At 73.4% G+C, this 24691-nt stretch carries 25 protein-coding genes; 12 read left to right on the top strand and 13 right to left on the bottom strand.

Annotated elements, in window-relative coordinates; all coding sequences use genetic code 11:
- Nucleotides 1-2: 2 nt before the first annotated feature.
- Together Q0963_RS00405 and Q0963_RS00400 are read right to left on the bottom strand one after the other, a co-directional pair.
- Nucleotides 3-542 carry a MaoC family dehydratase gene (locus tag Q0963_RS00405; protein ID WP_299440820.1) on the bottom strand — a complete coding sequence of 180 codons (540 nt, stop codon included), beginning with the start codon at nt 540-542 and terminating at the stop codon, nt 3-5.
- Between the two features lie 131 nt (nt 543-673).
- Complete coding sequence (locus Q0963_RS00400; protein WP_299440817.1) at nt 674-1618, bottom strand: type IV toxin-antitoxin system AbiEi family antitoxin domain-containing protein; 945 nt, start codon at nt 1616-1618, stop codon at nt 674-676.
- Between the two features lie 174 nt (nt 1619-1792).
- On the opposite strand from Q0963_RS00400, the gene glpK reads away from it, so the two are divergent.
- Entirely contained in the window at nt 1793-3304 is a 1512-nt protein-coding gene (gene glpK / locus Q0963_RS00395) for a glycerol kinase GlpK (RefSeq protein WP_299440814.1), read from the top strand.
- A gap of 7 nt (nt 3305-3311) precedes the next feature.
- On the opposite strand, the gene Q0963_RS00390 is transcribed toward glpK, so the two are convergent.
- A complete protein-coding gene (locus Q0963_RS00390) occupies nt 3312-4343 on the bottom strand; it encodes a DUF2332 domain-containing protein (protein WP_299440812.1) in 1032 nt (343 codons plus the stop codon).
- Complete coding sequence (locus Q0963_RS00385) at nt 4340-4816, bottom strand: hypothetical protein (protein ID WP_299440809.1); 477 nt, start codon at nt 4814-4816, stop codon at nt 4340-4342. The genes Q0963_RS00390 and Q0963_RS00385 overlap by 4 nt, the downstream gene beginning before the upstream one ends.
- Nucleotides 4817-4944: 128 nt before the next feature.
- On the opposite strand from Q0963_RS00385, the gene Q0963_RS00380 reads away from it, so the two are divergent.
- Nucleotides 4945-6435: an aminopeptidase P family protein gene (locus tag Q0963_RS00380; protein WP_299440806.1), complete on the top strand. Its 1491-nt coding sequence runs from the start codon at nt 4945-4947 to the stop codon at nt 6433-6435.
- Nucleotides 6436-6447: 12 nt separating this feature from the next.
- Here Q0963_RS00380 and Q0963_RS00375 read toward each other — a convergent pair whose 3' ends face one another.
- From Q0963_RS00375 to Q0963_RS00365, 3 genes are all read right to left on the bottom strand, one after another.
- The gene (locus tag Q0963_RS00375; RefSeq protein WP_299440803.1) at nt 6448-7191 is read right to left on the bottom strand and encodes a PIG-L deacetylase family protein; all 744 of its coding nucleotides are present in this window, start codon (nt 7189-7191) and stop codon (nt 6448-6450) included.
- Between the two features lie 20 nt (nt 7192-7211).
- Nucleotides 7212-7787, bottom strand: a complete 576-nt coding sequence (locus Q0963_RS00370; RefSeq protein ID WP_299440800.1) for a general stress protein — start codon at nt 7785-7787, stop codon at nt 7212-7214.
- A gap of 66 nt (nt 7788-7853) precedes the next feature.
- Entirely contained in the window at nt 7854-9050 is a 1197-nt protein-coding gene (locus Q0963_RS00365; protein WP_299440797.1) for an acyl-CoA dehydrogenase family protein, read from the bottom strand.
- Nucleotides 9051-9206: 156 nt separating this feature from the next.
- Here Q0963_RS00365 and Q0963_RS00360 point away from each other — a divergent pair, with 156 nt between their 5' ends.
- From Q0963_RS00360 to Q0963_RS00345, 4 genes are all read left to right on the top strand, one after another.
- Nucleotides 9207-10595, top strand: a complete 1389-nt coding sequence (locus Q0963_RS00360; RefSeq protein WP_299440794.1) for a cytochrome P450 — start codon at nt 9207-9209, stop codon at nt 10593-10595.
- A 256-nt stretch (nt 10596-10851) separates the two neighbouring features.
- Entirely contained in the window at nt 10852-11697 is an 846-nt protein-coding gene (locus Q0963_RS00355) for a serine protein kinase RIO (RefSeq protein WP_299442404.1), read from the top strand.
- Between the two features lie 16 nt (nt 11698-11713).
- Complete coding sequence (locus Q0963_RS00350) at nt 11714-12754, top strand: Gfo/Idh/MocA family protein (RefSeq protein ID WP_299440791.1); 1041 nt, start codon at nt 11714-11716, stop codon at nt 12752-12754.
- 5 nt (nt 12755-12759) lie between these two features.
- Nucleotides 12760-13785, top strand: a complete 1026-nt coding sequence (locus Q0963_RS00345; RefSeq protein WP_299440787.1) for a saccharopine dehydrogenase — start codon at nt 12760-12762, stop codon at nt 13783-13785.
- A gap of 14 nt (nt 13786-13799) precedes the next feature.
- On the opposite strand, the gene Q0963_RS00340 is transcribed toward Q0963_RS00345, so the two are convergent.
- The 3 genes from Q0963_RS00340 to Q0963_RS00330 form a co-directional block, all read right to left on the bottom strand.
- Nucleotides 13800-14747 carry a L,D-transpeptidase family protein gene (locus Q0963_RS00340; RefSeq protein WP_299440784.1) on the bottom strand — a complete coding sequence of 316 codons (948 nt, stop codon included), beginning with the start codon at nt 14745-14747 and terminating at the stop codon, nt 13800-13802.
- Between the two features lie 116 nt (nt 14748-14863).
- Nucleotides 14864-15730: a CoA ester lyase gene (locus Q0963_RS00335; RefSeq protein ID WP_299440781.1), complete on the bottom strand. Its 867-nt coding sequence runs from the start codon at nt 15728-15730 to the stop codon at nt 14864-14866.
- Nucleotides 15727-16800, bottom strand: a complete 1074-nt coding sequence (locus Q0963_RS00330) for a CoA ester lyase (protein WP_299440778.1) — start codon at nt 16798-16800, stop codon at nt 15727-15729. Before Q0963_RS00330 ends, Q0963_RS00335 begins: the two co-directional genes overlap by 4 nt.
- A gap of 121 nt (nt 16801-16921) precedes the next feature.
- On the opposite strand from Q0963_RS00330, the gene Q0963_RS00325 reads away from it, so the two are divergent.
- On the top strand, nt 16922-17494 hold the full coding sequence (locus Q0963_RS00325; protein ID WP_299440776.1) for a heme-binding protein: 573 nt from the start codon (nt 16922-16924) through the stop codon (nt 17492-17494).
- A gap of 198 nt (nt 17495-17692) precedes the next feature.
- On the opposite strand, the gene Q0963_RS00320 is transcribed toward Q0963_RS00325, so the two are convergent.
- From Q0963_RS00320 to Q0963_RS00310, 3 genes are all read right to left on the bottom strand, one after another.
- Nucleotides 17693-18259, bottom strand: coding sequence for a dihydrofolate reductase family protein (locus Q0963_RS00320; RefSeq protein ID WP_299440774.1), 567 nt, complete (start codon nt 18257-18259; stop codon nt 17693-17695).
- A gap of 99 nt (nt 18260-18358) precedes the next feature.
- Complete coding sequence (locus tag Q0963_RS00315; RefSeq protein ID WP_299440771.1) at nt 18359-18907, bottom strand: hypothetical protein; 549 nt, start codon at nt 18905-18907, stop codon at nt 18359-18361.
- A 118-nt stretch (nt 18908-19025) separates the two neighbouring features.
- Nucleotides 19026-20501: an HNH endonuclease signature motif containing protein gene (locus Q0963_RS00310; protein ID WP_299440768.1), complete on the bottom strand. Its 1476-nt coding sequence runs from the start codon at nt 20499-20501 to the stop codon at nt 19026-19028.
- A gap of 186 nt (nt 20502-20687) precedes the next feature.
- Between Q0963_RS00310 and Q0963_RS00305 the strand changes: the two genes are divergently transcribed.
- The 5 genes from Q0963_RS00305 to Q0963_RS00285 are packed head-to-tail and all read left to right on the top strand — an operon-like array spanning nt 20688 to nt 24686.
- Nucleotides 20688-21029, top strand: coding sequence for a Rieske (2Fe-2S) protein (locus Q0963_RS00305; protein WP_299440765.1), 342 nt, complete (start codon nt 20688-20690; stop codon nt 21027-21029).
- Nucleotides 21030-21068: 39 nt separating this feature from the next.
- On the top strand, nt 21069-21659 hold the full coding sequence (locus Q0963_RS00300) for a hypothetical protein (RefSeq protein ID WP_299440762.1): 591 nt from the start codon (nt 21069-21071) through the stop codon (nt 21657-21659).
- A gap of 40 nt (nt 21660-21699) precedes the next feature.
- Nucleotides 21700-22998: a magnesium transporter MgtE N-terminal domain-containing protein gene (locus tag Q0963_RS00295; protein ID WP_299440759.1), complete on the top strand. Its 1299-nt coding sequence runs from the start codon at nt 21700-21702 to the stop codon at nt 22996-22998.
- Nucleotides 22991-23542 (top strand): DUF1003 domain-containing protein, encoded by a 552-nt coding sequence (locus Q0963_RS00290; RefSeq protein ID WP_299440756.1) that lies wholly within the window; start codon nt 22991-22993, stop codon nt 23540-23542. Before Q0963_RS00295 ends, Q0963_RS00290 begins: the two co-directional genes overlap by 8 nt.
- A gap of 10 nt (nt 23543-23552) precedes the next feature.
- Nucleotides 23553-24686, top strand: coding sequence for an Mrp/NBP35 family ATP-binding protein (locus Q0963_RS00285; protein ID WP_299440753.1), 1134 nt, complete (start codon nt 23553-23555; stop codon nt 24684-24686).
- Nucleotides 24687-24691: the final 5 nt, after the last annotated feature.

Below are 24691 nucleotides of genomic sequence, written 5' to 3'. Positions count from 1 at the left end.
GGTCAGGCGCCGGAGGGCGCCGGCCCGGGCCAGTGCTTGTCGGGCACCGGGGTCGGCCGGCCGGGCTGCTCGCCGCCGCGGGCCTGGAGGTAGTTCGCCTTGGGCACCATGACCTTGCGGCGGAAGACGCAGACGACGGTGCCGTCCTGGTTGTAGCCGATGGTCTCGACGTGGACGACACCCCGGTCGTCCTTGCTCGCGCTCTCGCGCTTGTCCAGGACGGTCGTCTCGCCGTAGAGGGTGTCGCCGTGGAAGGTCGGCGCGACGTGCCGCAGGCTCTCGACCTCGAGGTTGGCGATGGCCTTGCCGCTGATGTCGGGCACCGACATCCCGAGCAGGATCGAGTACACGTAGTTGCCGACGACGACGTTCTTCCCGAACTGCGTGGTCTCCTGCGCGTAGTTGCTGTCGAGGTGCAACGGGTGGTGGTTCATCGTCAGCAGGCAGAACAGGTGGTCGTCGTACTCGGTCACCGTCTTGCCGGGCCAGTGCTTGTACGTCGCCCCGACCTCGAACTCCTCGTAGCTGCGCCCGAACTGCACGTCGTCTCCTCCGGAGGTGGTCGCGGCGGACGGCCCGCCGCGGTGCGCCCATCCTGCCGCGCCGCCCGCACCCGCCCAACCGTTGCGTCGCGTGCCCTTGCCCACACCCCCTCGCGGACGGGGTTGTCGGCTCAGGACGCGGACAGACGCCCGTCCGTCGCCGACAACCCTGTCAGGGCACGCCGGACCAGCGCCACGACCGCCCCCGGGCGCTCGAGGTCGGCCCACGTGACCCGCACGACGAGGTACCCCAGCGCACGGAGGGCGTCCTCCCGCCGCTTCTCGCGGACCAGCGCCTCGCGGCCCTCGGCCCCGGCGTACTTGACGGCCCCGTCGAACTCGACGACGACGCGGTCCCCGACGAGCAGGTCGACCCGGCCCACGAACCGGCCCGCGGGGTCCCGCACCTCCACCTGCGAGCGGACGGGGAGACCGGCGTCGACGAGCGCGAGCCGGGTCAGGGTCTCCCCCACCGACTCCGAGGCCCCGTCCGCGAGCCGGAGGAGCGCGTCCCGCCGGGCCCGGAGCCGAGCGGTGGTGGCGCGCTCGTCCAGAGCGGAACGCACCTCACCCGGGCTGCACCGGTGACGGTGCAGAGCGGCGTCGAGCGGGACGAGGCCGGCCATCAGGCCGTCGCGCATCGTCACCTGCGCGATGGCCACCGCGACCGGCACGCACCGGTACCCGTCGGCGACGACGTGCTCGCCGCCGGGGCGGGAGGGGTGGGTGCGCAGGCCCGCAGCGAGGCGGACCCTGCGCGTCCTGGTGAGGACGTCGACGGTGACGAGGTCCACGCCGTACAGCGGCAGCCCCTGCATCGCGAGCGCGGCCTGGTGGGACGCCACGTCCGCGCCGCGGGTGGCGAGGATCGCCCGGGTCCGCAGGGCCAGCCGCTGCTCGGGCGTGGCCGCGGCCCAGGCCTCGCCGAGGACATAGGCGTCGCGCCGCACCCGCACGAGCTCGCCGGCTCTCCGCAGCCGGCGCAGCGCCGACTCGTCGACATCGAGGGCGCCGGCCTGGGCGCTCGTGACGACGGAGCCGCGCGCCGAGGCGAACGTGTGGAGTCTGCGATCCATCGCCCGATCGTCCTCCGATCGGTCCCGGCACCCTTGGAGATATCCACATCCCACCATGCGGACCGGGAAGTCGGCGCGGGGCGGGGCAGTTGGCCGGTCCGGCACCGACAACCCCGTCCGGGCCGTGCGCCATGCTCGCGGGCGCGCCAGTCGGCGGGGTCCTAGGCTCGGCTCATGGCGGACTTCATCGGCGCGGTCGACCAGGGCACGACGAGCACCCGGTTCATGGTGTTCGACCACGACGGTCGGGAGGTGGCGCGGCACCAGCTCGAGCACGAGCAGGTCCTCCCGCGCGCCGGCTGGGTCGAGCACAACCCGCTCGAGATCTGGGACCGCACCCAGACCGTCATCGGCTCCGCGCTGACGCGGGCGGGCATCAGCACCTCCGACCTCGACGCCGTCGGGGTCACGAACCAGCGCGAGTCCGCGTTCGTCTGGGACCGCCGCACCGGCCGCCCCTTCCACAACGCCATCGTCTGGCAGGACACCCGCACCGCCGCCATCGCCCGCGCCCTGGACGCCGACGGCCGCGGCGACGTCATCCGCGAGCGCGCCGGCCTGCCCCCGGCCACGTACTTCTCGGCGGGCAAGGTGCAGTGGATGCTCGAGAACGTCGACGGCCTGCGCGAGGCCGCCGAGCGCGGCGACGCGATCTTCGGCACGTCCGACACCTGGGTCATCTGGAACCTCACCGGCGGCACCGACGGCGGGCTCCACGTCACCGACGTGACGAACGCGAGCCGGACGATGCTCATGGACCTCACGACCCTCGACTGGGACGACGAGCTGCTCGGCTTCTTCGGGATCCCCCGCTCGATGCTGCCGACGATCCACCCGAGCAGCCACGCCGAGGCGTTCGGCGTCACGGCCGGTCAGCGCGGCACGAGCCCGGTCCCGATCACCGGCGTCCTCGGCGACCAGCAGGCGGCCACCGTCGGGCAGGTGTGCTTCGAGCCGGGCGAGGCGAAGAACACCTACGGCACCGGCAACTTCCTCCTGCTCAACACCGGCGAGGACCTCGTCCGCTCCGAGAACGGCCTGCTGACGACGGTCGCCTACCAGTTCGGCGACGCCAGGCCCGTCTACGCGCTCGAGGGCTCGATCGCGGTCACCGGCAGCGCCGTGCAGTGGCTGCGCGACCAGCTGGGCATCATCAGCGGCGCGAGCGAGGTCGAGCGGCTCGCCGCGCAGGTCGAGGACACCGGCGGGGTGTACTTCGTCCCCGCCTTCAGCGGCCTCTTCGCCCCGTACTGGCGCAGCGACGCCCGCGGCGCCATCGTCGGGCTGTCCCGCTTCAACACGAACGCGCACCTGGCCCGGGCGACGCTCGAGGCCATCTGCTACCAGTCCCGCGACGTCGCGGACGCGATGACGGCAGACTCCGGCGTCGAGATCACCACCCTCAAGGTCGACGGCGGCGTGACCCAGAACTCGCTGTGCATGCAGCTGCAGGCGGACATCCTCGGGGTCCCGGTGTCCCGCCCGGTCGTCGCGGAGACCACGGCCCTGGGGGCGGCGTACGCGGCGGGCCTGGCCTCGGGGTTCTGGGCCGGCACCGACGAGCTGCGGGCGAACTGGGCCGAGGACCGCCGCTGGGAGCCGACCTGGTCCGAGGAGCAGCGCCGGGACGGCTACGCGGGCTGGAAGAAGGCCGTCGAGCGCACCCTGGACTGGGCCGAGGACTGACCCGCGCTCACCGCCCGGTGAGCTCCACGGGCGGTCCGTGGTGGGCGCAGGTGCCGAGCACCTCGCCGTCCAGTTCGATCTGCTGGTGCGGCGGCGCGGCGGCGGGGGCGGCCCCGCCCACACCCCACGGGGCCTCCATCGCGACGTGGGCCAGGGGCATCCGGGCCCGGGCCGCGTCGATCGCCGCCGTCATCTCGCGGGTCTCCTCGGGCGGCCAGTACATCCGGGTCACCGAGTGCCACACGACGGTCAGCACGTCGTCGGCCACGGGCTCGGCCAGCTGCCGCTCGACCCACTCCGCGGCCCGCGCCCGGTCGACGACCACGGGCTCCTCGCGCAGGGTGGCCAGCGCTCCGTCGAGCCGGCCGTGCCGCTCGAGCATCCAGGGCCACACGAACGAGCGCAGGTACGTGGCGCCGTCCTCGGACGAGGCGTCGACGGGGGCCACGTCACAGCCGCGACGCCAGACCACCTCGAACGGCTCGGGGACGAACCCGGCGGCGCCGCACCCGTCGACGACGAGCGCGGCGTTACCGGGCCCGGCGCTCCAGCCGTCTCCCACGAACCGGTACCGGTCGACGAGCAGCCCCAGGCCCGCCGAGGCCCCGGGCTCGAGCAGCCGGACCCGCCGTAGCCCGGTGCGCCGGACGGCCTCGGACACCCCGACGAGCAGGGCGACCGTCCTGGCGGGCTCGTTGGTCTGCGGCGCCTCGGCCAACGCCTCGCGGAGCTCGTCGACGTGGGCGGCGATGAGGGGACGGACCGCGGCCCAGGCCTCCTCGGGGTCGGCGTCGCCGCCGATCGAGGCGTAGAAGGGGGCGAGCTGCGGGGCGTCCCCGCGCAGGAGGATGCGGAAGAGCCCGGCGAGGGCCCGCAGCTGGGGCACCTGACGCGGCTCGGCGTCCTCCCAGCCCTCGAACAGCTCACGGGTGACCCCGCCGCCGTCCCAGTCGTCGGCCATCTCCGCCAGCAGCACCCCGTACAGGTGGTCGCGGTGCCCGAAGTGGGCCCGCAGCCGGTCGGAGAGCGTCGCGCTCACGGCACGAGGTGCGTGACGGTTCCGGTGAGGATGTCGAGGAGGCTGCCGCCGTCGGACGGGGTGGGCGTCGGGGTGGGGGTGGCGCTCGGCGGGCCGCTGGGCGACGGCGTCGGCTTGGGGGTCGCCTTCGGCGAGGCCTTGCCGTTCGGCGTCGGCTTCTCGGAGCGGCGCGGGCTCGGGGTCTGGGTAGGGGTCGGGTCGGCCGAGCCGGACGTGGTCGACTCCGGGGCGGCCGGCGTGCCGGGCGCAGCGGGCCGGGGGTCCGGCGTGGAGCGGTCCTGCGCCCGGGAGGCCCGGTCGGTGTCGGTGCTGCGGGTCGCCGTCGGCGCTGCCGTCGTCGGGGTGGCGGTGCGCGTCTGCGTGCTGCTGGCCGGCGCGGCTGCCTGCGCCGGCAGGTCCCGGGAGGAGTCGACGACGGACGTGGCCAGGGCCCCGGTGACGAGCACCGCCGCGGCTCCGGCGGTGACGGTCACGGGCCCACGACGGCGTGCCGGACTGTGTTTACCCATCCGGCCAGTTTCGCAAGGGCACGGCGCGGCTGGCAAACCGGGCGGGGTCTCCCGTGGCCGATGTCACGTCCGGCCCGTGGCAGCATGGACGGGTGAGCGAGGAACAGAAGCAGGCAGACAACCGCGCCCGGGCGACGACCGAGGAGCTGCGCGCCTTCATCCGGGAAGGCTGGGCGCCGCGCCGCCCGACGGTGACCGCGCCGTCCCCCGCCGCCACCCACGCGGCCGCCCGCCGCGCCGTGCTGAGCGCCGCCTACCCCAAGCAGCGCCTCGTCGTCCCGGCCGGTGGCCTCAAGGTGCGCAGCAACGACAGCGACTACGTGTTCCGTCCGCACACCGCCTTCGCCTACCTCACCGGTCTCGGCGCGGACCGTGAGCCCGACGCGGTGCTCGTCCTGGAGCCGCTGGAGCAGGGTGGCCACGAGTCGGTCCTGTACTTCCGTCCGCTCGGCGAGCGCGACAACGACGAGTTCTTCTCGGACAGCCGGTACGGCGAGTTCTGGGTCGGCGCCCGGCCGACGCTCGAGGACGTCGAGCTCGAGCTGGGGCTCACCGCGCGGCACGTCGAGGGCCTCGTCGACGCCGTCGCGAAGGACGCCGGGCACCTCACCGTCCGGGTCGTCCGCGACGCCGACCACGAGCTGACCGCCCGCCTGGACGCCGCCCGGGTCGAGAACGGTGCCGCCGAGGAGTCGCTCGCCGAGTCCGACGACGCCCTCGCCCACACCATCTCGCACGCGCGGATGGTCAAGGACGACTACGAGATCGAGCAGATGCGCGCCGCCGTCGCCGCGACCCACGAGGGCTTCGACGCGATGATCGCCGCCCTCCCCGACGCCGCCGCGAAGGGGCGCGGGGAGCGCTGGCTCGAGGGCACCTTCGGGCTCACTGCGCGCCACCGCGGCAACGGCGTCGGCTACGACGCCATCTGCGCCGCGGGCGACCACGCGAACACCCTGCACTGGATCAAGAACACCGGTGACGTGCGCGAGGGCGAGCTGGTCCTCATCGACGCCGGGGTCGAGGTCGACAGTCTCTACACCGCCGACATCACCCGCACCCTGCCCGTCGACGGCACCTTCACCGACGCCCAGCGCGAGATCTACGACGCCGTGTACGCCGCCCAGGAGGCGGGGATCGCCGCGGTGAAGCCGGGCAACAAGTTCTCGGACGTGCACGCCGCCGCGATCCGGGTCATCGCCGAGCACCTGCACGCCTGGGGGCTGCTGCCCGACGGCGTCTCGGTCGAGGACACCCTCGACAAGGAGCACGGCCAGTACCACCGCCGGTGGATGGTCCACGGCACCTCGCACCACCTCGGCCTCGACGTGCACGACTGTGCCCTGGCGACCCGCGAGGAGTACATGGACGGGGAGCTGAAGCCCGGCATGGTGCTCACCGTCGAGCCCGGGCTGTACTTCAAGGCCGACGACCTCCTGGCCCCCGAGCGGTTCCGCGGCATCGGGGTCCGGATCGAGGACGACGTGCTCGTCACGGCGGACGGCTGCGAGAACCTCTCGGACGCCATGCCGCGGGCGGCGGGTGAGGTCGAGGCCTGGATGGCCCGGGTCCAGGGGCGCTGACGGCGAGCCTGCTCAGCGGCGGTCGAACAGGACCTCGAGCGTGAGGGCCTTGTCGACCCCGGCGGCCTCGCCGCCACCGCCGAGGATCATCGTCAGCAGCTCGCGCGGGGCCGGGAAGTCGCTGGGCAGCGCCGCGTTGTACTCGGCGTGCGCCTCCAGGGAGTGCACGGAGGCCTCGAAGTGCTCCCCGGTGACGTCGACGTAGTGCGTCGGGGTGGGTGACCCCGCCGCGGCGAGGACCTTGACGCCGGCCCAGGGCTCGAGCCCCTCGTCGAGCAGGTCCCGGTGGAGCCACCGGTTGCCGGCGTCGGCGACGGCGTCGAGGGTCGCGAGCCCCACCGCTCGATGGTCGGCCTGGTTGAGCATCCCGGGCCCGAACCGGTCGGCCCAGTTCTGGCCGATCACGACGTCGGGGGTGTGGCGCCTGATGGCCGCGGCGATCTCACGCCGTAGCGGCACCCCCGACTCGATGCTGCCGTCGGCCCACCCGGCGAACTCGACCGTCTCGACCCCGACCCGGCGGGCGCTCTCACGCTCCTCCTCCTCGCGGACGACGGCGGCGCGCTCGGGCTCCATCGTGTCGATGCCGGCCTCGCCGCGGGTGAGGAGGAAGTACGCGGCCGTCGCGCCCTCCTGCACCCACCGGTGGACGGCGGCGGCCGCCCCGTACTCGATGTCGTCGGGGTGCGCCACGACGCACAGGATCGAGGAGAACGGCCCCTCGAGGGGGCGCAGGGCGGGACGCTCGTCAGCCATGACGCGACGATACGCCCCGGTCAGGTCTGCGGTCGCTGCTGCTGCTCGGCGGCGAGGCGCGCCCGCTCCTGCTCCTGGGCGAGCCGCACCTGCTCGGCGGCGGCGCGCATCGGGTCCATCTCGGCGAGCAGGTCGCGGCCCCGCTGCACGTGCTTGTGCTCGCACAGCACCTCGTACTTGGCGGCGACGACCTGGCTGACCGAGGTGAAGTCGCGCTGGCCCCGGGTGAGCCGGTAGCCCACCGTGGCCCAGACGGTGCCGAAGACGGCACCGAAGGCGACGGTGGCGGCGATGTTCGCGAGGTTGACGCCGCTGGGGTCGAACACCGCGAAGATCGTGCCGACGAACAGACCGAGCCACATGCCCGACAGGGCGCCGGCCCCGATGACCCGTCCCTGGGTGAGCCGGCCGGTGACCCGCTCCAGCTGCTTGAGGTCGGTGCCGACGATGAGGACGTCCTCCACCGGGAACTCGTGGTCGGACAGGTAGTCGACGGCCTTCTGCGCCTCCTCGTAGGAGTCGTGGACCCCGAGTGACATCGGGTACTCCAGCGACAGGGCGGCGCGCAGGCCCGGGCGCATCGGCTGGCTGGTCATGGGGCCCATTCTCCCACCGCAGGCTGGACGATGGCTGGGGCGGGGGCTGGGTGGCGGGTGAGGCACTCAGCGCGCCTTGTAGTCCTCGAGCAGGCGGCGCCCGATGATCATCTTCTGGATCTCGGCGGTGCCCTCGCCGATGAGGAGCATCGGCGCCTCCCGGTACAGGCGCTCGATCTCGTACTCCTTGGAGTACCCGTAGCCGCCGTGGATCCGGAAGGACTGCTCGACGACGTCGGCGCAGTTCTCGGACGCGAGGTACTTGGCCATGCCGGCCTCGAGGTCGTTGCGCCGGCCGGCGTCCTTGAGCCGCGCGGCCATGACCATCATCTGGTGGCTCGCCTCGACCTTGGTCGCCATGTCGGCGAGCCGGAAGAGGATGCCCTGGTGCTCGGCGATCTTCTTGCCGAACGTCTCACGCTGCTGGGAGTAGGCGATCCCCAGCTCGAACGCGCGGCGGGACAGGCCACAGGCCCGGGCGGCGACGTTGACGCGGCCCACCTCGACCCCGTCCATCATCTGGTAGAAGCCCTGGCCCGGGACGCCGCCGAGGATCTGGGCGTCGGTGGTGCGGTGGCCGTCGAAGATCAGCTCGGTGGTGTCGACGCCCTTGTAGCCCATCTTGTCGATCTTGCCGGGCACGGTCACGCCCTGGGCCGTCTCGCCGAAGCCCGACTCCTTCTCGACGAGGAAGGTCGTCATGTTCTTGTACGGGCTGTCGGACTCCCCGAGGTCGGTGCGGACCAGGACCGCGACGAGGTTGGCGGAGCCGCCGTTGGTGAGCCACATCTTCTGGCCGTTGATCGTCCAGTCCTCGCCGTCCTTGACCGCCTTGGTGCGGATGGCCGCGACGTCGGAGCCCAGGCCGGGCTCGGACATCGAGAACGCACCGCGCACCTCGCCGGTGGCCATCCGGGGCAGGTAGCGCTGCTTCTGCTCGTCGGTGCCGTGCTGGAGGATCAGGTAGGCCACGATGAAGTGGGTGTTGATGATGCCGCTGACGCTCATCCAGCCGCGGGCGATCTCCTCCACGACGAGCGCGTAGGTCAGCAGCGACTCCCCGAGCCCGCCGTACTCCTCGGGGATCATCAGGCCGAAGATCCCCATCTCCTTCATGCCCTCGACGATGTCGGTCGGGTACTCGTCCTTGTGCTCCAGCTCGGTGGCGACCGGCAGGATCTGCTCCTCGACGAACTCGCGGACGAGCTTGACGAGCTCGTGCTGCTCCTCGGTGAGACCGTCCGTGGTCTGGAGTCGGGACATGCGTCGCCGCCTTCGTCGTCGGGGGTGGGACTGGTTTCCCGAGTATGCCTGGGGCGGTGGAGCGTCGGAACGCGGAGCCGATGTGAGTCCCCACACCCCGCCGGTCGGGGCCGCCGGCCCGTCGACACCCGGGCCGGACCGGTGGATCATGGACGGGTGACCTCCGTCACCGAGGCCCGGACGGCCCCGCGCGACCCCCTGCCGGTCGTCGGGGGCCGGTTCGCCCCGGCCCTGGGCTTCCGGCGCAACGCGGTCGCGTACGCCGCCGCGATGTGGCGCGCGCACGGCGACATCGTCCGGCACGTCATCGGCCCACCCGGCATGGACCGCGAGATGTGGCTGGTGCACCACCCGGACGGGGCGACCCGGCTGCTGTCGGCCAGCACCTCGCACGCCTACGCCAAACGCGACCAGGTGCACGACGAGATCTCGACGTGGCTCGGCCCCGGCCTGCTCACCGCCGAGGGCGAGGAGTGGACGCGGCAGCGGCGCTACCTCCAGCCGGTGTTCACCCGGGCGGCCGTCGCGGGGTACGCAGACCTGATGGTCGACGAGATCGAGGACGTCGTGGCCGAGTGGGACGTCTCGCACGCGCCCACGGTGGACCTGTCGGTGCTGATGCAGCGGCTCACCCTGCGCGTCGTCGTCCGCACCCTGTTCGGGGACTCGGCCGAGGGCGTCGTGACGCACGTCCGCAGCTCCTTCCCCACGGTGTCGGACACGATCATCCGCCGTGCGTTCGTCCCGGTCCGCCTCCCGGCCTGGGTGCCGACCGCCCGGGCGCGGCGGGGGCGCGCGGCCGCCGCCGACCTCTTCGCGGTGTGCGACGCCATCGTCGAGTCGCGTCGGGGTGGCCGCACCGCCGGTCGGACCGACCTCCTCGGCCGGCTCGAGGCGGTCCGGGACAGCGGTGAGCACCTCACCGACGACGAGCTGCGCGGGCAGGTGCTGACGTTCCTCCTCGCGGGGCACGAGACGACGTCGATCGCCCTCACCTTCGCCCTGCACCTGCTCGGCCGGCACCAGGACGTCCAGGACCGGGTCCGCGACGAGGTGCGCGGGGTCGTGGGGGACGGCCGGCCGACCGCGGCGAGCGCCGCCCACCTTCCGGAGACGACGGCGGTGCTCAAGGAGGCGATGCGGCTGTACCCCTCGGCGCCGTTCATCGGGCGGATGGCCGCCGTCGACGACGAGATGCTCGGGCACCCCGTCGCGGCCGGGACGACGGTCGTCGTCGTGCCGTGGACGATCCACCGCCACCCGGGGGTGTGGGCCGACCCGCTGGTCTTCGACCCGTCCCGGTTCAGCGGCACCGGCGCCCGGCCCGAGCCCGCGCACCGGTACGCCTGGATGCCCTTCGGCGGCGGCCCGCGGGGGTGCATCGGCCAGCACTTCTCGATGGTGGAGGCGGTGCTCGCGCTCGCCGTCCTGCTGCGCGACCACCGGGTCACGGCGCTGGCCGGCACCGACCATCTGCCGGTGACCTCACTCATCACGCTGGCTCCGGTGGACCCCGTCCTGGCTCGGCTCGAACGCATCGGCTGACCCCCGGGCACGGCGGCATTCTCGGGTCACCCGAGAAACCTGCGCTCTGCCCCGGAACACTTCCCGGGGGAAGTGCAGGCGTATCGGGTCACCCGAGAAAACCGCTGGCGCGGGGGCGGGGACACGGGCACGCTGGGGGTGCGCGGCGGAGTGCCGCGCCCGCGAGCGAAGGAGGAGGCCGACATGTCGATGACCGTCCCGGGCCGTCCCACGGCCCCGATCCCCTTCCTCGACCAGGAGCACTCCGTTGGCACACATGCCGTTCCACCTTCCCGAGAAGCAGGCTGCCTTCTCCGTCGACACCTCCCCTGACGCCCCACCCGAGGGCGAGCGCTGGTCCAGCTGGGACGGCGCCACCCACGGCCCGACCCCCCGTCCGTCCTGGGTCGTCACCGACCTCGGCGCCGTCGACGCCGACCTCGGCGTGCTCAAGACCGGCAAGGAGGCCGACGTCCACGTGCTGCGGCGGTGGGTCCCCGGCCGCGAGCACGTCGTGACGATGGCGGCCAAGCGGTACCGCAACGGCGACCACCGCCTCTTCCACCGCGACGCCGGCTACCTCGAGGGCCGCCGGGTCCGCAAGAGCCGCGAGATGCGCGCCATGGCCCGGCGCACCGACTTCGGCAAGCAGATGATCGCCGGGCAGTGGGCGGCGGCCGAGTTCGACGCCCTCGGCCGGCTCTGGGAGCTGGGCCTGCCCGTCCCCTACCCGGTCCAGCTCGACGAGGCCGAGATGCTCATGGAGTTCGTCGGCACGACCGACGGCGAGGCCCCGGTGGCTGCGCCGCGGCTCGTACAGACCCGGCCGCACCCCGAGCTGCTCGCCGACCTGTTCGAGCAGCTGCGCAGCGCGATGCTCACCCTCGCCCGGCACGGCTGGACCCACGGCGACCTCAGCCCGTACAACGCCCTCGTCCACGAGCAGCGTCTCGTCCTCATCGACTGGCCCCAGGTGGTCGACATCATCGGCAACCCGCAGGGCTTCGACTTCCTCGAGCGGGACGCGACGACGATGGCGACGTGGTTCCGGCGCCGGGGGCTCGAGGTCGACGCGGGGGTGCTCATGGCGGACCTCGTGGCCGAGGCGACGTCCGGGTTCTGAGCCGTAGGGTCGGGGCATGCCCTCGCCGCTTCGCCTCGCCGCGCACACCGTCCCCGACCCGATGGACGCGCCGCCGCTGCGGTGGGGCGTCGTCGGGCCCGGTGGGATCGCGAACACCTTCGCCGGCGCCGTGCGCTCGGGCACCCGCTCGCAGGTCGTGGCGGTCGGCTCGCGCTCGGCCGAGCGGGCGAGCGCGTTCGCCCGGCGCCACGGCGTCGCCCGCAGCCACGGCTCGTACGAGGCCCTCGTGGCCGACGACGGCATCGACGCCGTCTACATCGCGACCCCGCACAGCGAGCATCGTGAGCACGCTCTGCTCGCCCTGGCGGCCGGCAAGCCGGTGCTCGTCGAGAAGGCCTTCACCCGCAGCCTCGCCGAGGCCGAGGAGGTCCTCGACGCCGCCCGCGACGCCGGGCTGCTCGTCGCCGAGGCGATGTGGAGCCGCTACCTGCCCCAGTACGACGTGGTCCGGCAGACCGTCGCGTCCGGCGCGCTCGGCGACCTGGCGCTGGTCCAGGCCGACCACGGCCAGCGGCTCTGGCCGGACGGGCCGCAGCGCCTCTCGGACCCGGCCCTGGCCGGGGGCTCGCTGCTGGACCTCGGCGTCTACCCGATCTCCTTCGTCGACCACCTGCTCGGGGACCTCGACGACGTCGCGGCCCGGGGGACGCTGAGCGACCTCGGCGTCGACGTCAGCGTCGGCGTCACCGCTCGCGTCGGTGACACCCTCGCCCGGATGACCTCCACGATGGCCGCCGCCACCCCGTGCAGCGCGTTCGTCGCGGGCTCGGCGGGCCGGGTCGAGCTGGCCGGGCCGGGCGCCTTCTACGGGGCCGCCACCACGGTGCGCCTCTACGCCCCGGACGGGTCGCTCCTCGACACCTGGGAGCCCGACGGCGCCGAGCACGGCTTCCGGTTCGAGGCGGCCGAGGTCGCGCGCGCCCTCGCCGACGGGCGGACCGAGACATGGTCGATGCCGTGGGCGGCCACCCGGCGGGTCATGACCGTCATGGACGAGGTCCGGCGTCAGGTCGGGGTCGGCTACCCGGGAGAATGACCCGCATGTCATCACTGCACCTCTGGATGCGCCACGAGACGCGTCCCACCGAGCGCCGAGCCCCCCTCGTCCCGCACGACGCCGCCCGCCTCGTCGCCGCCGGCGCCCGCGTCACCGTCGAGGAGTCCCCACAGCGGGTGTTCGGCATCGAGGCCTACCGGACCGGCGGGTGCGAGGTGGCCCCGGCCGGGTCCTGGCCGCAGGCCCCCGACGACGCGCACGTCCTCGGCATCAAGGAGCTGCCGGACGAGCCCGTCGAGCTGCGTCACACGCACATCTTCTTCGGGCACTCCTACAAGGGCCAGGACGGTGCCGAGACGCTGCTCGCCCGCTTCTCGGCGGGCGGCGGGGACCTGCTCGACCTCGAGTACCTGACGGCGGACGGCCGCCGGGTCATCGCCTTCGGCTACTGGGCCGGGTACGTCGGCGCCGCGCTGGGCGTGCTCGCCGCCCGGGGCCGGCTGGCGCCGCTGCACCCGATGGAGCGGGCCGAGCTCGACGACCTGACCCGCGGCGCGGACGCCGGGGGTCTGCCGGCGCTGGTCATCGGGGCGCGGGGACGCAGCGGCCGGGGCGCCGTCGACGCGCTGGGTGTCGCGGGGGCCGCCACGACCGGGTGGGACCGCACCGAGACCGCGGTGCTCGACCGGGAGGCGCTGCGGGCCCGCGAGCTGCTCGTCAACTGCGTGCACTCCACCGTGCCGCAGGCGCCGTTCGTCGGGCCCGAGGACCTCACTGCCGCGCGGGCGCTGCGGGTCGTGGCGGACGTGACGTGCGACGTCACGTCCGAGCACAACCTCGTGCCGGTGAACACCGCGGTGACGACGTGGGCCGACCCGGCACGCCGGGTGGCCGCGGACCCGCCCCTGGACGTCATCGCCGTCGACAACCTGCCGTCGCTGCTCCCCCGCGAGGCGAGCATGGCGTTCTCGGCCGACCTCGTGGGCCTGATGCCTCAGCTCCTCGGGCGTCGCGGCCCGTGGCAGGAGGCACGGCGCGCCTTCGAGGACGCCCAGCGCGCCCGCGCCTGATCCCGGGTCGGCGGTCAGCGCACGCGGACCGTCGCCCCGATCGGCATGAGCCCCTCGGCCCACATCATGTTCATCGCGGCGTTGCTGACCCGGGCGCAGCCGTGTGAGGCGGGGTAGGGCGGGATGCTCGGCGACCCGTGCACGGCCCAGCCGCGGTAGAAGTACTTCGGGCGCCACAGCTCGCCGAGGGCGCTGTCGTCCTGGCCGTCGACCTGGCGGAACACCGCGAAGGTGCCGCGCGGGGTGATGGCCCGGGCGGGGTTGCCGGCCGTGGAGATGTACGGCTCGCCGTTGCCGGTCGAGGTGTTGAGGATGAGCGCCGGCCTGCCACCTCGCACGACCATGAGGATCTGGCGGTCGAGGTCGATCTCGATGCCGTTGCCCGTCAGCGTCGTGGTGGGCCGCACCCCGCGCTCGAGGGCCTGGGCGGTCTTGGGGCCGACGACGCCGTCGCGCTGTAGCCCGGCCGACTTCTGGAGGGCGAAGACCGCCTGCTGGGTCAGCGGGCCGAAGCTGCCGTCGCGGTGGCCGAGCCAGTAGCCGAGCTCGACGAGGCGGTGCTGCAGGTCCCGGACCTTCGTGCCGCTGTCGCCGTACCGCAGCGAGGTGCGCGCCGGGGGCGGCGGGGGCTTCGGGCTGGGCTCGGGCGTGGCGGTGGGCTTCGGGCTGGGCGTCGTGGTCGGGGTCGCCGTGGGTGTCGTGGTGGGGCTGGGCGATGGCGTGCTCGACGGGGTGGGAGCGGGACTCGTCGGCGTCGCGGGGCGCGGCGCCGTCGGGCTCCAGGTGGGGGTGGCGCTCGGGCGCGCGATCGTCGGGCTGGGGCTCGTCGTCGGGGGTGCTGCGCCTGGCTGCGGCGCGTCGGCACCGGTCCACTGCTCGATCCGGGCACACCCCGCGAGCGCCGTCGTCGCGGCGACGGCGAGCACCACAGCGGTGGTGGCGCGGGCGGTGGGCGTGCGCATCCGGATCCTGGGTCCCTGCGTCGGGGTCGAGTGGCCGAACCCCCATCGGACGACACGGCAGGACACCGGCGCAACCGACACGCGCCCCCGTGACCGCATCGTTGCGGTCCGGTCGGTCAGGACCGGGCGCGGATCGCCTCGTCGGTGGCGAGGACCCGGCGGGCCACGTCGACGTGGAGGTTCTCGACCATCCGCCCGTTGTAGGTGACGACACCGCGGCCGGCGCCGGCCTCCCAGGCCTCGAGCAGGCCGCGGGCGTCGTCGACCTCGTCCGGGGACGGTGCGAAGGCCTCGTTGCACGGCGTGATCTGGCCGGGGTGGATCAGGGTCTTCCCGTCGAACCCCCAGTCGCGGCCCTGGCGGCACTCCGCCTCGAATCCCTCGAGGTCCCGGACGTCGTTGTAGACACCGTCGAGGACGGCCACGCCGGCGTCGCGTGCCGCGAGCACGACCGTCGAGAGGGCGGTGAGCAGCGGAGCCCGGCCGGGCACGAAGCGGGCCTGGAGCTCCTTGACGAGATCGTTGGTCCCGAGGACGAGGACGGCGAGCCGGTCCGAGGCGGCCGCGATGGCGCGGGCGTCGAGGACGGCGCCGGGGGTCTCGACCATCGCCCACAGCCGGGTGCGGGCGGGCGCCCCGTGCCGCTCCATCGCGTCGACGAGCGCCCGCACCTCCTCGGCCGAGCCGACCTTGGGCACGACGATCCCGTCGGGGCCGGCGGCGCAGGCTGCCTCGAGGTCGGCGTCGTGCCACTGCGTGCCGAGCCCGTTGACCCGGATCGTCACCTCGCGGTGCCCGTACTCCCCCGATCGGGTCGCAGCGCAGGCGTTCTCGCGCGCGGCATCCTTGTCGTCGGGCCCGACGGCGTCCTCGAGGTCGAGGATCAGGCCGTCGACCACCAGGGTCTTGGCCTTCTCGAGCGCCCGCTCGTTGCTGGCGGGCATGTAGAGGACCGAGCGGCGCGGGCGGTACTGCTCGCTCACGCGCCCGCCTCCCCCGCGCTCGGGGCGTACAGCTCGGCGAGCTCGGGGTCGTTCGCCGCGAGCCGGTCTGCGAGCTCGAGGATGACGAGGCACTGCTTGAGGCTCGCGTCGTCCTCCATCTTCCCGTCCAGCATGACGGCGCCGGTGCCGTCACCCATCGCCTCCTTGACGCGGCGCGCGTGCGCGACGTCCTCGGCGGAGGGGCTGAACACCTTCTTCGCGACGGCGATCTGGACGGGGTGCAGGGTCCAGGTGCCGACGCAGCCGAGGAGGAAGGCGTTGCGGAACTGGTCCTCGCACGCGACGACGTCCTTGATGTCACCGAACGGGCCGTAGTACGGGAAGATCCCGTGCATCGCGCAGGCGTCGACCATGCGCGCGATCGTGTAGTGCCAGAGGTCCTGCTGGTAGGTGTGCCGGTGGCCCTCGATGTCGCCGTCCTTCGGGTCCTGGCGCACGAGGTAGCCCGGGTGGCCACCGCCGACCCGGGTCGTCTTCATCCGGCGGTCGGCGGCCAGGTCGGCTGGGCCGAGGCTGACGCCCTGCATGCGCGGGCTGGCCCCGGCGATCTCCTCGACGTTGGCCATCCCGCGGGCGGTCTCGAGGATGGCGTGCACGAGGATCGGCCGGGTCACCCCGGCCTTCGCCTCGAGCTGGGCGAGCAAACGGTCGACGTAGTGGATGTCCTCCGGTCCCTGGACCTTGGGGACCATGACGACGTCGAGCCGGTCGCCGATCTCGGTGACGAGCGTCGTGAGGTCGTCGAGCGCCCACGGGCTGTCGAGGGCGTTGACGCGGGTCCACAGCTGGGTGTGCTCGCCGAAGTCGGTGGCCCTGGCGATGTCGACCAGGCCCTGGCGGGCGGCCTCCTTGTTCTCGGCCTTCACGGCGTCCTCGAGGTTGCCGAGCAGGACGTCGACGCTGCCCACCATCTCCGGCACCTTGGCCGCCATCTTCGGGTTGCTCGGGTCGAAGAAGTGGATCATCCGGGACGGGCGGGCCGGCACCTCGCGGATCGGGTCGGGCGCCCCCACGGCGAGGGGCGTGAAGAAGTCCTTGGCGCTGCGCATCGACGGGCCTTCCGAGGCGGGTGCAGGGTCGGGTCGGACGCTAGCAGCGGCATGGCCCCACCGCGCATGAGCCACATCACGGTGTGACCGGATCCGCCCGGGCCTGCGTAGTGTCGTCCGGGTGACCGAGCAACAGCCGTACGAGCTGGTCGAGCGGTACTCCGGGTTCGAGCTGCGGCGCTACCCCTCCCACGTCGTCGCGGAGGTGTCCGTCCGTGGGTCCTTCGAGGAGGCGGGCAGCCGGGCGTTCCGGGCCCTGTTCGGCTACATCTCCGGGCAGAACGAGTCCGCGCGTTCCGTCGCCATGACCGCGCCCGTCGTCCAGGAAGTGGCCGGGTCCGAGAGGGTGGCCATGACGGCACCGGTGGTCCAGACCGAGACTGCGGAGGGCGAGTACCTCATCGCCTTCGTGCTCCCCGCGACGCTGACGGCTGAGACTGCGCCCGTCCCCTCCAACCCCCTGGTGCGGGTTCGGGCGCTGCCGGCGCGCCTGGCGGCGGCCAGGCGTTTCTCCGGCCGATGGACCGAGTCCGCCTACCGCCGCCACCTCGCCGACCTCGAGTCCGAGATCGCCCAGGCGGGGCTGCAGCCGATCGGCCGGCCGAGGTTCGCCAGCTTCGACCCGCCGTACATGCCGTGGTTCCTGCGGCGCAACGAGGTCGTCCAGGACGTGAGATGCCCGGAGCGCGCCTGAACCGCGGGCAGCGGTCCTGGTGACGTCCTGGCCTCCGTAGCCCGGCCACCCGGCGTCGTGCCGACGCCGCCGTGAAGCGGGCCCTACGGTGCGCCTGCGGGGGAAGCCGCGGGGATCAGCGGTGCTGCCCACCGGTGCCATGACCCCGACTCACCGCACCGGTGAGGCGTCCAGTCCCGCGGCTGTCCGGGAGGCGGGTCAGGCGGGGTGCCGGACCGCGTGGCGGACGTAGACCACACCGTTGTCGAACCGTCGCTCGTCGAGCAGCTCGAGGTCGAGCCGCACGCCTCGAGGCAGCGCAGGCGTGCCCCCGCCGACGAGGACCGGGCACAACAGCAGCACGCACTCGTCGACCAGCCCGTGCCGGAAGGCCTCGGCAGCGATGGTCGCGCCTCCGATGCTCAGGTCCGACCCGGAGGTCTCCTTGAGCCGTCGGACCGCCTCGGGCTCGAACTGCCGCTCGATCCTCGTGCGCGCGGTGGAGGCGTCGGTGAGTGAGGTCGAGTAGACGACCTTGTCGGTGTCACGCCAGATGTCGGCGTACTCACGGACCACCGACGGCTGGTTCGTGAGCCAGTCGTCGGTCTCCCAGACGCGCATCGTCTCGTACATGCGTCGGCCGTAGAGCGAGGTGCCGATGTGCCGCTCGTGCTCGTTCCAGAACTCGTGCACCTGCTCGTCCGGCACCGACCAGCCGAACGAACCCGTCTCGTCCTCGAGGAATCCGTCGAGCGAGATGTTGGCCGCGTAGATCAGCTTCCCCATGACACCCCTTCCGCCCCCGACGACTGCACCAGCGTGCGACGTCGTCGGGGCACAGTCAACCGGAACGGCCGGCGGCCCGTCCTGTCGCGCGACTGCCGCCTACGGAGTGCTGTCCGAGCCCGCCCGACTGGGGTCGCAGTCCTCGTCGGCTGCCGTGACGACGCAGACCCCGGCACCGATCGCGATGCGTTGTCGTTGCTCGCGCCCATCCATCACGTACTCGACCACCAGGGAGTCCGATGACCAGGACCCCACGGAGTCACCCTGCACCACGACGGCCACCCCGAGCGGTTGTTCAGCACTGACCACGGCGCCGTCGGGCGACGTCAGCTGCCAGCCGCCGTTGCCATCCACTCCCGCCAGGTCAGCCGCCGTGATCGCGCCGATCCCCCCACTGTCGGTGATCCGGTACACCTTCACCCCGAGAACCCGCCCCGCCGTGGCAGCAACCTGCTCGCCCTGGACGTCCAGTGACGTCAGCGTCGCTGTCGTGTCCGGGTCGGCGAGCCGCAACCTGCCCAGACCGACGACAGCGGTCTCTCCAGGCGCGACGGAGATCCCGGACCGGGCGAAACCCTCCGGGGCCAGGAACGCGTGGCCGGCCTCCCCGCCGGAGCAACCGACAACCAGCACCGCCACGGCCGGCACGGCTACACGCCACATCCCTCTGCGCACAGACCCGATCATGCGGCCTCAGCACTCCCCTGGGCATGCCGAACGCACGCAATCCGCGTCGACCGTGCGGCGGACCGGCCCCAGCCGCCCGTCAGAAGGGTGGGGCCTCCTCGGCGGCGAGGGTCGGCAGGGCACGATGCGCCGGCTCGGTGGTACGGGTGGTGCCGGACCGGTCGACCCAGGTGACGGTGCCGGTGTCGTCGACGCGGTAGCGCCAGCGGCCGTGCTGTTTCATCCGATGGTGCCGGCGGCAGAGGGCGACGAGGTTGGCCGGCGTGGTGTCGCCGGTGGGCCAGGGTCTGGTGTGGTCGAGGTCGCAGGACTCCGCGGGTCGGGCACATCCCCACATTCGGCAGGTCCCGTCTCTGGCGGTCACGAACTCCCGCATGCCCGTCGGCGGGCGGTAGGCACCGGTGGTGTGCGCGGCGAGGGTGCCCGTCTCGGCGTCGAGGACCGCGCGGGCGACGTCGAGCGGCAGGGTCCTCAGCAGTCCGGCGACGGTGCCGGCGTCGACCCACCCGAGCCCGGCGAGCTGGGTGCCGGAGACCGCGAACCCGGCCGCGACCGGAGCCATCGTCGTCGCGAAGTCCCCGACGTCCTCGACGGTGAGCTCGCGCCACGAGAGGGCTTTGCGTGACTCGGGGGCCAGGTCGGCGAAGCGGGTCTCCTGCCCGGTGACGCAGTCGACGACGGTCTCGTCGTCGTCCCACGTCACGTGGACCGACTCGGTGGCGACGGGTTCCGGCGCCGCCGCCCCGGTGACGACGGGCACCCCGAGGGTGACCTGGGCCGACACCCGGACGTTGCGGAGCAGAAGGTCGCCGAACGCGTCGGCGCGTGCCTCGGCCAGGGTCAGGGAGTCGTCGAGCTGCCGGTACTCGTCGGCGAGCGAGTTCACCGCCGACCATGCCGCCGCCGAGGTGGCGGTCGGCAGGAGGGCGTACCAGTCGGTGAGGCCGTCCTCCCCCGGCCGGACACCCACCGTGCGACCCCGCGTGGTCCGCTCGGCCTGGGCGGCGACCTGGTCGGCAGCGACCCGCGCCGCCACCCGGCGGGTCTCGGCGGCGACCCGCGCCGGGTCCATCAGGGGGAGCCGCCCGGCCAGCTGGGCGTCGACCCGTTCGCAGGCGTCGACGTCGAGTCCCGCGCAGGCGTCGACGACCTTCTGCGCCGACGCCACCGGGAGGTCACCGGCGAGGACGAGGCCCTGCGTCATCGGGAACCGCTGCGACAGGGCCGCCGCGAGGGCCACCTTGCGCCCGGCGAGCCCTTCGGTGAGGCCGGTGGCCAGGGACACCTCCGCCGGGGCCATCGCGTCGACGAAGCCGACCGGGTGGGTGCGCTCCCACGGGCCCGACTCCGTCATCGTGGTCTCCACCCGGGCCCCGAACGCGGCCACGACGCCCTGGGCCCCCTGGGCGGCGGTCACCACCCCCTGGAGCTCGCCCGCGACCTCCAAGCACTCCTCCGGCTGCCACCCCCGCGCCCCCTCGGCCAGCTCACGACCCAGTGCCGCGACCTCCGTGCGGAGGGCCGCGATGCGGCGGCTGGCCTGCTCCCTGTCCATGCCCTGATTCTACCCGAACACACGTACGAGTGAAAGGCTTTGTTCACAGATGTTCGCCTCCAGCAGAGCCGAATTCGTCGCTCCGCGCGACCGGACCATACCGGCGACCCGGCATCGCCCCGCCGAGCAGGACGGTCGGAATCGTGCGACGATGGGCCGGTCGACGTCGACGCGAGGGAGCACACCATGGCCATCACCCGGATCCCACGATCCGACGTCCCCCGCGGGTCGGTGACCGGCTCCGGGGACTACGCCGTCGGGAACAACGGCGACTACTTCGCCGTCGGGCGCAAGTGCCGGCACCTGCGAGCCGACCTCGCGGAGGGCAGCATCGACGAGGACGGCTGCCTCGTCTGCCCGTGGCACCAGGCCAAGTACGACGTGACCACCGGCGAGATGACGCGCGGGCCCCAGGGCGTCTTCGCGAAGATCCCCGGCCTCGATGCGGCCTTCGTCGCGCTCACCAAGGTGTGGCCGCTGCGCCGCGGCAGCGTCATCGTCGAGGGCGACGAGCTCCGCGTCGAGTAGGCCGGGACGCCGCGAGCCGCGATGTGGGAAGGTGCCGACGTGACCGATGCGGCAGCGGAGCAGCCACCGCGGACCGAGGCGCTGCCCACGCAGGCCCCGCCCGCGGTCGACGTCACCCGCCTCATCCACGAGGCCGCGAGCAAGTCGGGCCTGCTGTGGGTCCGGGTCCCCGGCGGGGCCAGCCACCCGGTGTGGCACGCGTGGCACGACGACGGGGACGAGCGCGGCCCGGGCCCGGCCGCCTACGTGGTTTCCGGCCCCGGTGAGCAGCACCTGCCGTGGCTCCCCGACGAGGTCGAGCTGATCCTGCGCAGCAAGGACACCGGCGGCCGGCTCCTCACCCTGCAGGCCACCACGCGGCGCCTCGAGCCCGGCACCGACGCCTGGGACGCCGCCGTCGAGGTCCTGCGCCCCGAACGCCTCAACGCCACCGGCGACGTCGCCGCCCGCTGGCGCGACGACAACACGATCCACGTCATCACCCCCCACGGTCGCCCGCTCGAGGCACCCGGTCGGTACGACGACGGCTCCGGCGCCGCCCCGGTCCGTCCCGCGGCCCCGGCGACGGCCCGTTGGCGGCCCTGGCACTGGCGCGGGCGCGCCGGAGCGAGGCGCAACACGACCCCGTGAGGCACCGGCCGGGCGGCTCGCGGCGGCTAGCCTGTCGGACGTGAGCACGCCGACCCGCGCCTTCGTCGGCCGACTGTCCGAGCTGGACGTCTTCGACCCGCTCGGTGACCGTGTCGGGCGGGTGCGTGACGTCGTCGTCACCTTCAGCGCCAGCCGTGCCCGCCCCCGCGCGATCGGCCTCGTCGTCGAGGTCGCCGGCCGTCGCCGGGTGTTCGTCCCGATGACCCGGGTCACCTCCGTCGAGGGCGGCCAGGTCATCACGACCGGGCTGGTCAACATGCGCCGCTTCGAGCAGCGTCCCAACGAGACCCTCGTCGTGGCCGAGCTGTTCGACCGGCAGGTCCAGGTGAGCGTCGAGGGCGGCGAGGTCGTCTCGGCCACGATCCAGGACGTCGGCATCGACCAGATGGGCACCCGGGGCTGGGCGGTCTCACGGGTGGCCGTCCGGCTCGGCGCCTCCCGCCCCAGCCGGCTCGGCCGCCTCGGCCGCAGCCGGGGCGAGACCTTCGTCGCCCCGATCGAAGACGTGCGCGGCCTGCGGGACGCGAACGAGGGCCAGGGCGCCGCCAAGCTGCTCGAGGCGTACGAGGACCTCAAGCCCGCCGACCTCGCGGAGGTGATCCACGACCTGAGCCCGCAGCGCCGCGCCGAGGTCGCGGCCGCCCTGAGCGACGAGCGCCTCGCCGACGTCATCGAGGAGCTCCCCGGCGACGACCAGATCGAGATCCTCACCGGGCTCGAGGTCTCCCGGGCCGCCGACGTCCTCGAGGCCATGGAGCCCGACGACGCGGCCGACCTCCTGGCCGAGCTGCCGGTCGAGCGTCAGGAGGAGCTGCTCCAGAAGATGCAGCCCGACGAGGCGGCCGACCTGCGCCGCCTCCTCACCTACGACGAGAACACCGCCGGCGGCCTCATGACCACCGAACCGGTCATCCTGGGCCCGGAGGCCTCGATCGCCGAGGCGCTGGCGGTCGTCCGCCGCCAGGAGCTCTCGACGGCGCTCGCCTGCACCGTCTTCGTCTGCCGCCCCCCGCTGGAGACCCCCACGGGCAAGTTCCTCGGCCTCGTCCACATCCAGCGATTGCTCCGCGAGCCGCCGCACAACCCGGTGGGCGGGATCATCGACCGGGACGTCGAGCCGCTGCCCCCCACGGCCAGCCTCGGCCAGGTGACCCGGATGCTCGCGACCTACGACCTCGTGGGCATGCCCATCGTCGACGAGGCCGGGCACCTCCTCGGCGCCGTGACCGTCGACGACGTGCTCGACCACATCCTCCCCGAGGACTGGCGCGAGGAGCGTCACGACGTCGTCACGCACACGGAGGTCTCCAGTGGCTGAGCGCGAGCGGCGGCCCCGCATCGACCAGCCCCGCGAGGTGCGGCGCCGACGGCTGAGCCTGCCCGCCGCGTTCTCGCAGGAGGCCTTCGGCGTCCTGGCCGAGCAGTTCGCCCGGTACATGGGGACCGCGTTCTTCCTCATCGGGATGACGTTCTTCGTCGCGGTGTGGCTGCTGTGGAACACCCTGGCCCCCGGGGACCTGCGCTTCGACCCCTACGCCTTCATCTTCCTCACCCTCATGCTCAGCCTCCAGGCCTCGTACGCCGCGCCGCTGATCCTGCTCGCGCAGAACCGGCAGGCCGACCGCGACCGGGTGGCCCTGGAGCAGGACCGCTCCCGCGACGAGCGCAACCTCGCCGACACCGAGTTCCTCACCCGCGAGGTCGCGGCCCTGCGCATCGCCATCCGCGACAACGCGACGCGCGACTTCGTGCGCAGCGAGCTGCGCGACTTCCTCGACGAGATGGAGGTGCGCGGCCTCGTCGTCGCGCGCAAGGAGGACGTCGTCAGGGGCGAGGATTCCGAGCGTCCCGACCCGACCTAGACTCGAGGGCATGCCGCAGGTCAGCCAAGACGCCCTCCACGCCGCTCTCGAGACGGTCATCGACCCCGAGATCCGGCGCCCCGTCACCGAGCTCGGGATGGTCGGTGACCTCACCTGCGACGACGACGGCCGGGTCGCGGTCACCATCCTGCTCACCGTCGCCGCCTGCCCGCTCAAGGAGACCCTCACCAAGGACACCATCGCGGCCCTGAGCAAGGTCGAGGGCGTCACCGACGTCGCGGTCACCCTCGGGGTGATGACCGACGAGCAGCGGGCCGACCTCAAGACGATGCTGCGCGGCGGCACCGCCGAGCGCGAGGTGCCGTTCGCCAAGCCCGGCTCGCTCACCCGCGTCTACGCCGTCGCGTCGGGCAAGGGCGGGGTCGGCAAGTCCTCGGTCACCGCCAACCTCGCGGCCGCCCTCGCCGAGCAGGGTCTCGCGGTCGGCGTCGTCGACGCCGACATCTACGGCTTCTCGATCCCCCGCATGCTCGGTGTCGAGCGCCGGCCCACCCAGGTCGACGACATGATCATGCCGCCGGTCAGCCACGACGTGAAGGTCATCTCGATCGGGATGTTCGTCCCGGGCAACCAGCCCGTCGTCTGGCGCGGCCCGATGCTGCACCGCGCGCTCCAGCAGTTCCTCGCCGACGTCTTCTGGGGCGACCTCGACGTCCTGCTCCTCGACCTGCCGCCCGGCACCGGCGACATCGCCATCTCGGTCGCCCAGCTCATCCCCGGCGCCGAGATCCTCGTCGTCACCACGCCGCAGCAGGCGGCCGCCGAGGTCGCCGAGCGCGCCGGGTCGATCGCCCTCCAGACCCACCAGCGGCTCGCCGGCGTCATCGAGAACATGTCGTGGCTCGAGCTGCCCGACGGCTCCCGCGAGGAGATCTTCGGCTCCGGCGGCGGCCAGGACGTCGCGGACTCCCTGAGCAAGGCCATCGGCGCAGACGTGCCGCTGCTGGGTCAGATCCCGATCGACACCCGCCTGCGGATCGGCGCCGACCAGGGCATGCCCGTCGTCCTCGGTGAGCCGGACTCCCCCGCGGCCGTCGCGCTGCGCGGCATCGCCAAGGGCCTCGCGTCACGCTCCCGCGGCCTCGCCGGGCGCTCGCTGGGCCTGTCGCCCGTCGGCCGCTGACCGGC

Origin of the sequence: uncultured Phycicoccus sp. (genome assembly GCF_947495705.1) — a bacterium.
Taxonomy (GTDB): domain Bacteria; phylum Actinomycetota; class Actinomycetes; order Actinomycetales; family Dermatophilaceae; genus Phycicoccus.
The sequence above is the reverse complement of the archived record's forward strand: the minus strand, read 5'-3'. Positions and strand labels throughout refer to the sequence as shown.

Bases quoted from the DNA above. Each gene is read 5' to 3' on its own strand.
- Q0963_RS00400 (WP_299440817.1), bottom strand. From the start codon at position 1,618: ATGGATCGCAGACTCCACACGTTCGCCTCGGCGCGCGGCTCCGTCGTC.
- glpK (WP_299440814.1), top strand. From the start codon at position 1,793: ATGGCGGACTTCATCGGCGCGGTCGACCAGGGCACGACGAGCACCCGG.
- Q0963_RS00375 (WP_299440803.1), bottom strand. From the start codon at position 7,191: ATGGCTGACGAGCGTCCCGCCCTGCGCCCCCTCGAGGGGCCGTTCTCC.
- Q0963_RS00370 (WP_299440800.1), bottom strand. From the start codon at position 7,787: ATGACCAGCCAGCCGATGCGCCCGGGCCTGCGCGCCGCCCTGTCGCTG.
- Q0963_RS00365 (WP_299440797.1), bottom strand. From the start codon at position 9,050: ATGTCCCGACTCCAGACCACGGACGGTCTCACCGAGGAGCAGCACGAG.
- Q0963_RS00355 (WP_299442404.1), top strand. From the start codon at position 10,852: ATGCCGTTCCACCTTCCCGAGAAGCAGGCTGCCTTCTCCGTCGACACC.
- Q0963_RS00350 (WP_299440791.1), top strand. From the start codon at position 11,714: ATGCCCTCGCCGCTTCGCCTCGCCGCGCACACCGTCCCCGACCCGATG.
- Q0963_RS00345 (WP_299440787.1), top strand. From the start codon at position 12,760: ATGTCATCACTGCACCTCTGGATGCGCCACGAGACGCGTCCCACCGAG.
- Q0963_RS00340 (WP_299440784.1), bottom strand. From the start codon at position 14,747: ATGCGCACGCCCACCGCCCGCGCCACCACCGCTGTGGTGCTCGCCGTC.
- Q0963_RS00330 (WP_299440778.1), bottom strand. From the start codon at position 16,800: ATGCGCAGCGCCAAGGACTTCTTCACGCCCCTCGCCGTGGGGGCGCCC.
- Q0963_RS00320 (WP_299440774.1), bottom strand. From the start codon at position 18,259: ATGGGGAAGCTGATCTACGCGGCCAACATCTCGCTCGACGGATTCCTC.
- Q0963_RS00310 (WP_299440768.1), bottom strand. From the start codon at position 20,501: ATGGACAGGGAGCAGGCCAGCCGCCGCATCGCGGCCCTCCGCACGGAG.
- Q0963_RS00305 (WP_299440765.1), top strand. From the start codon at position 20,688: ATGGCCATCACCCGGATCCCACGATCCGACGTCCCCCGCGGGTCGGTG.
- Q0963_RS00285 (WP_299440753.1), top strand. From the start codon at position 23,553: ATGCCGCAGGTCAGCCAAGACGCCCTCCACGCCGCTCTCGAGACGGTC.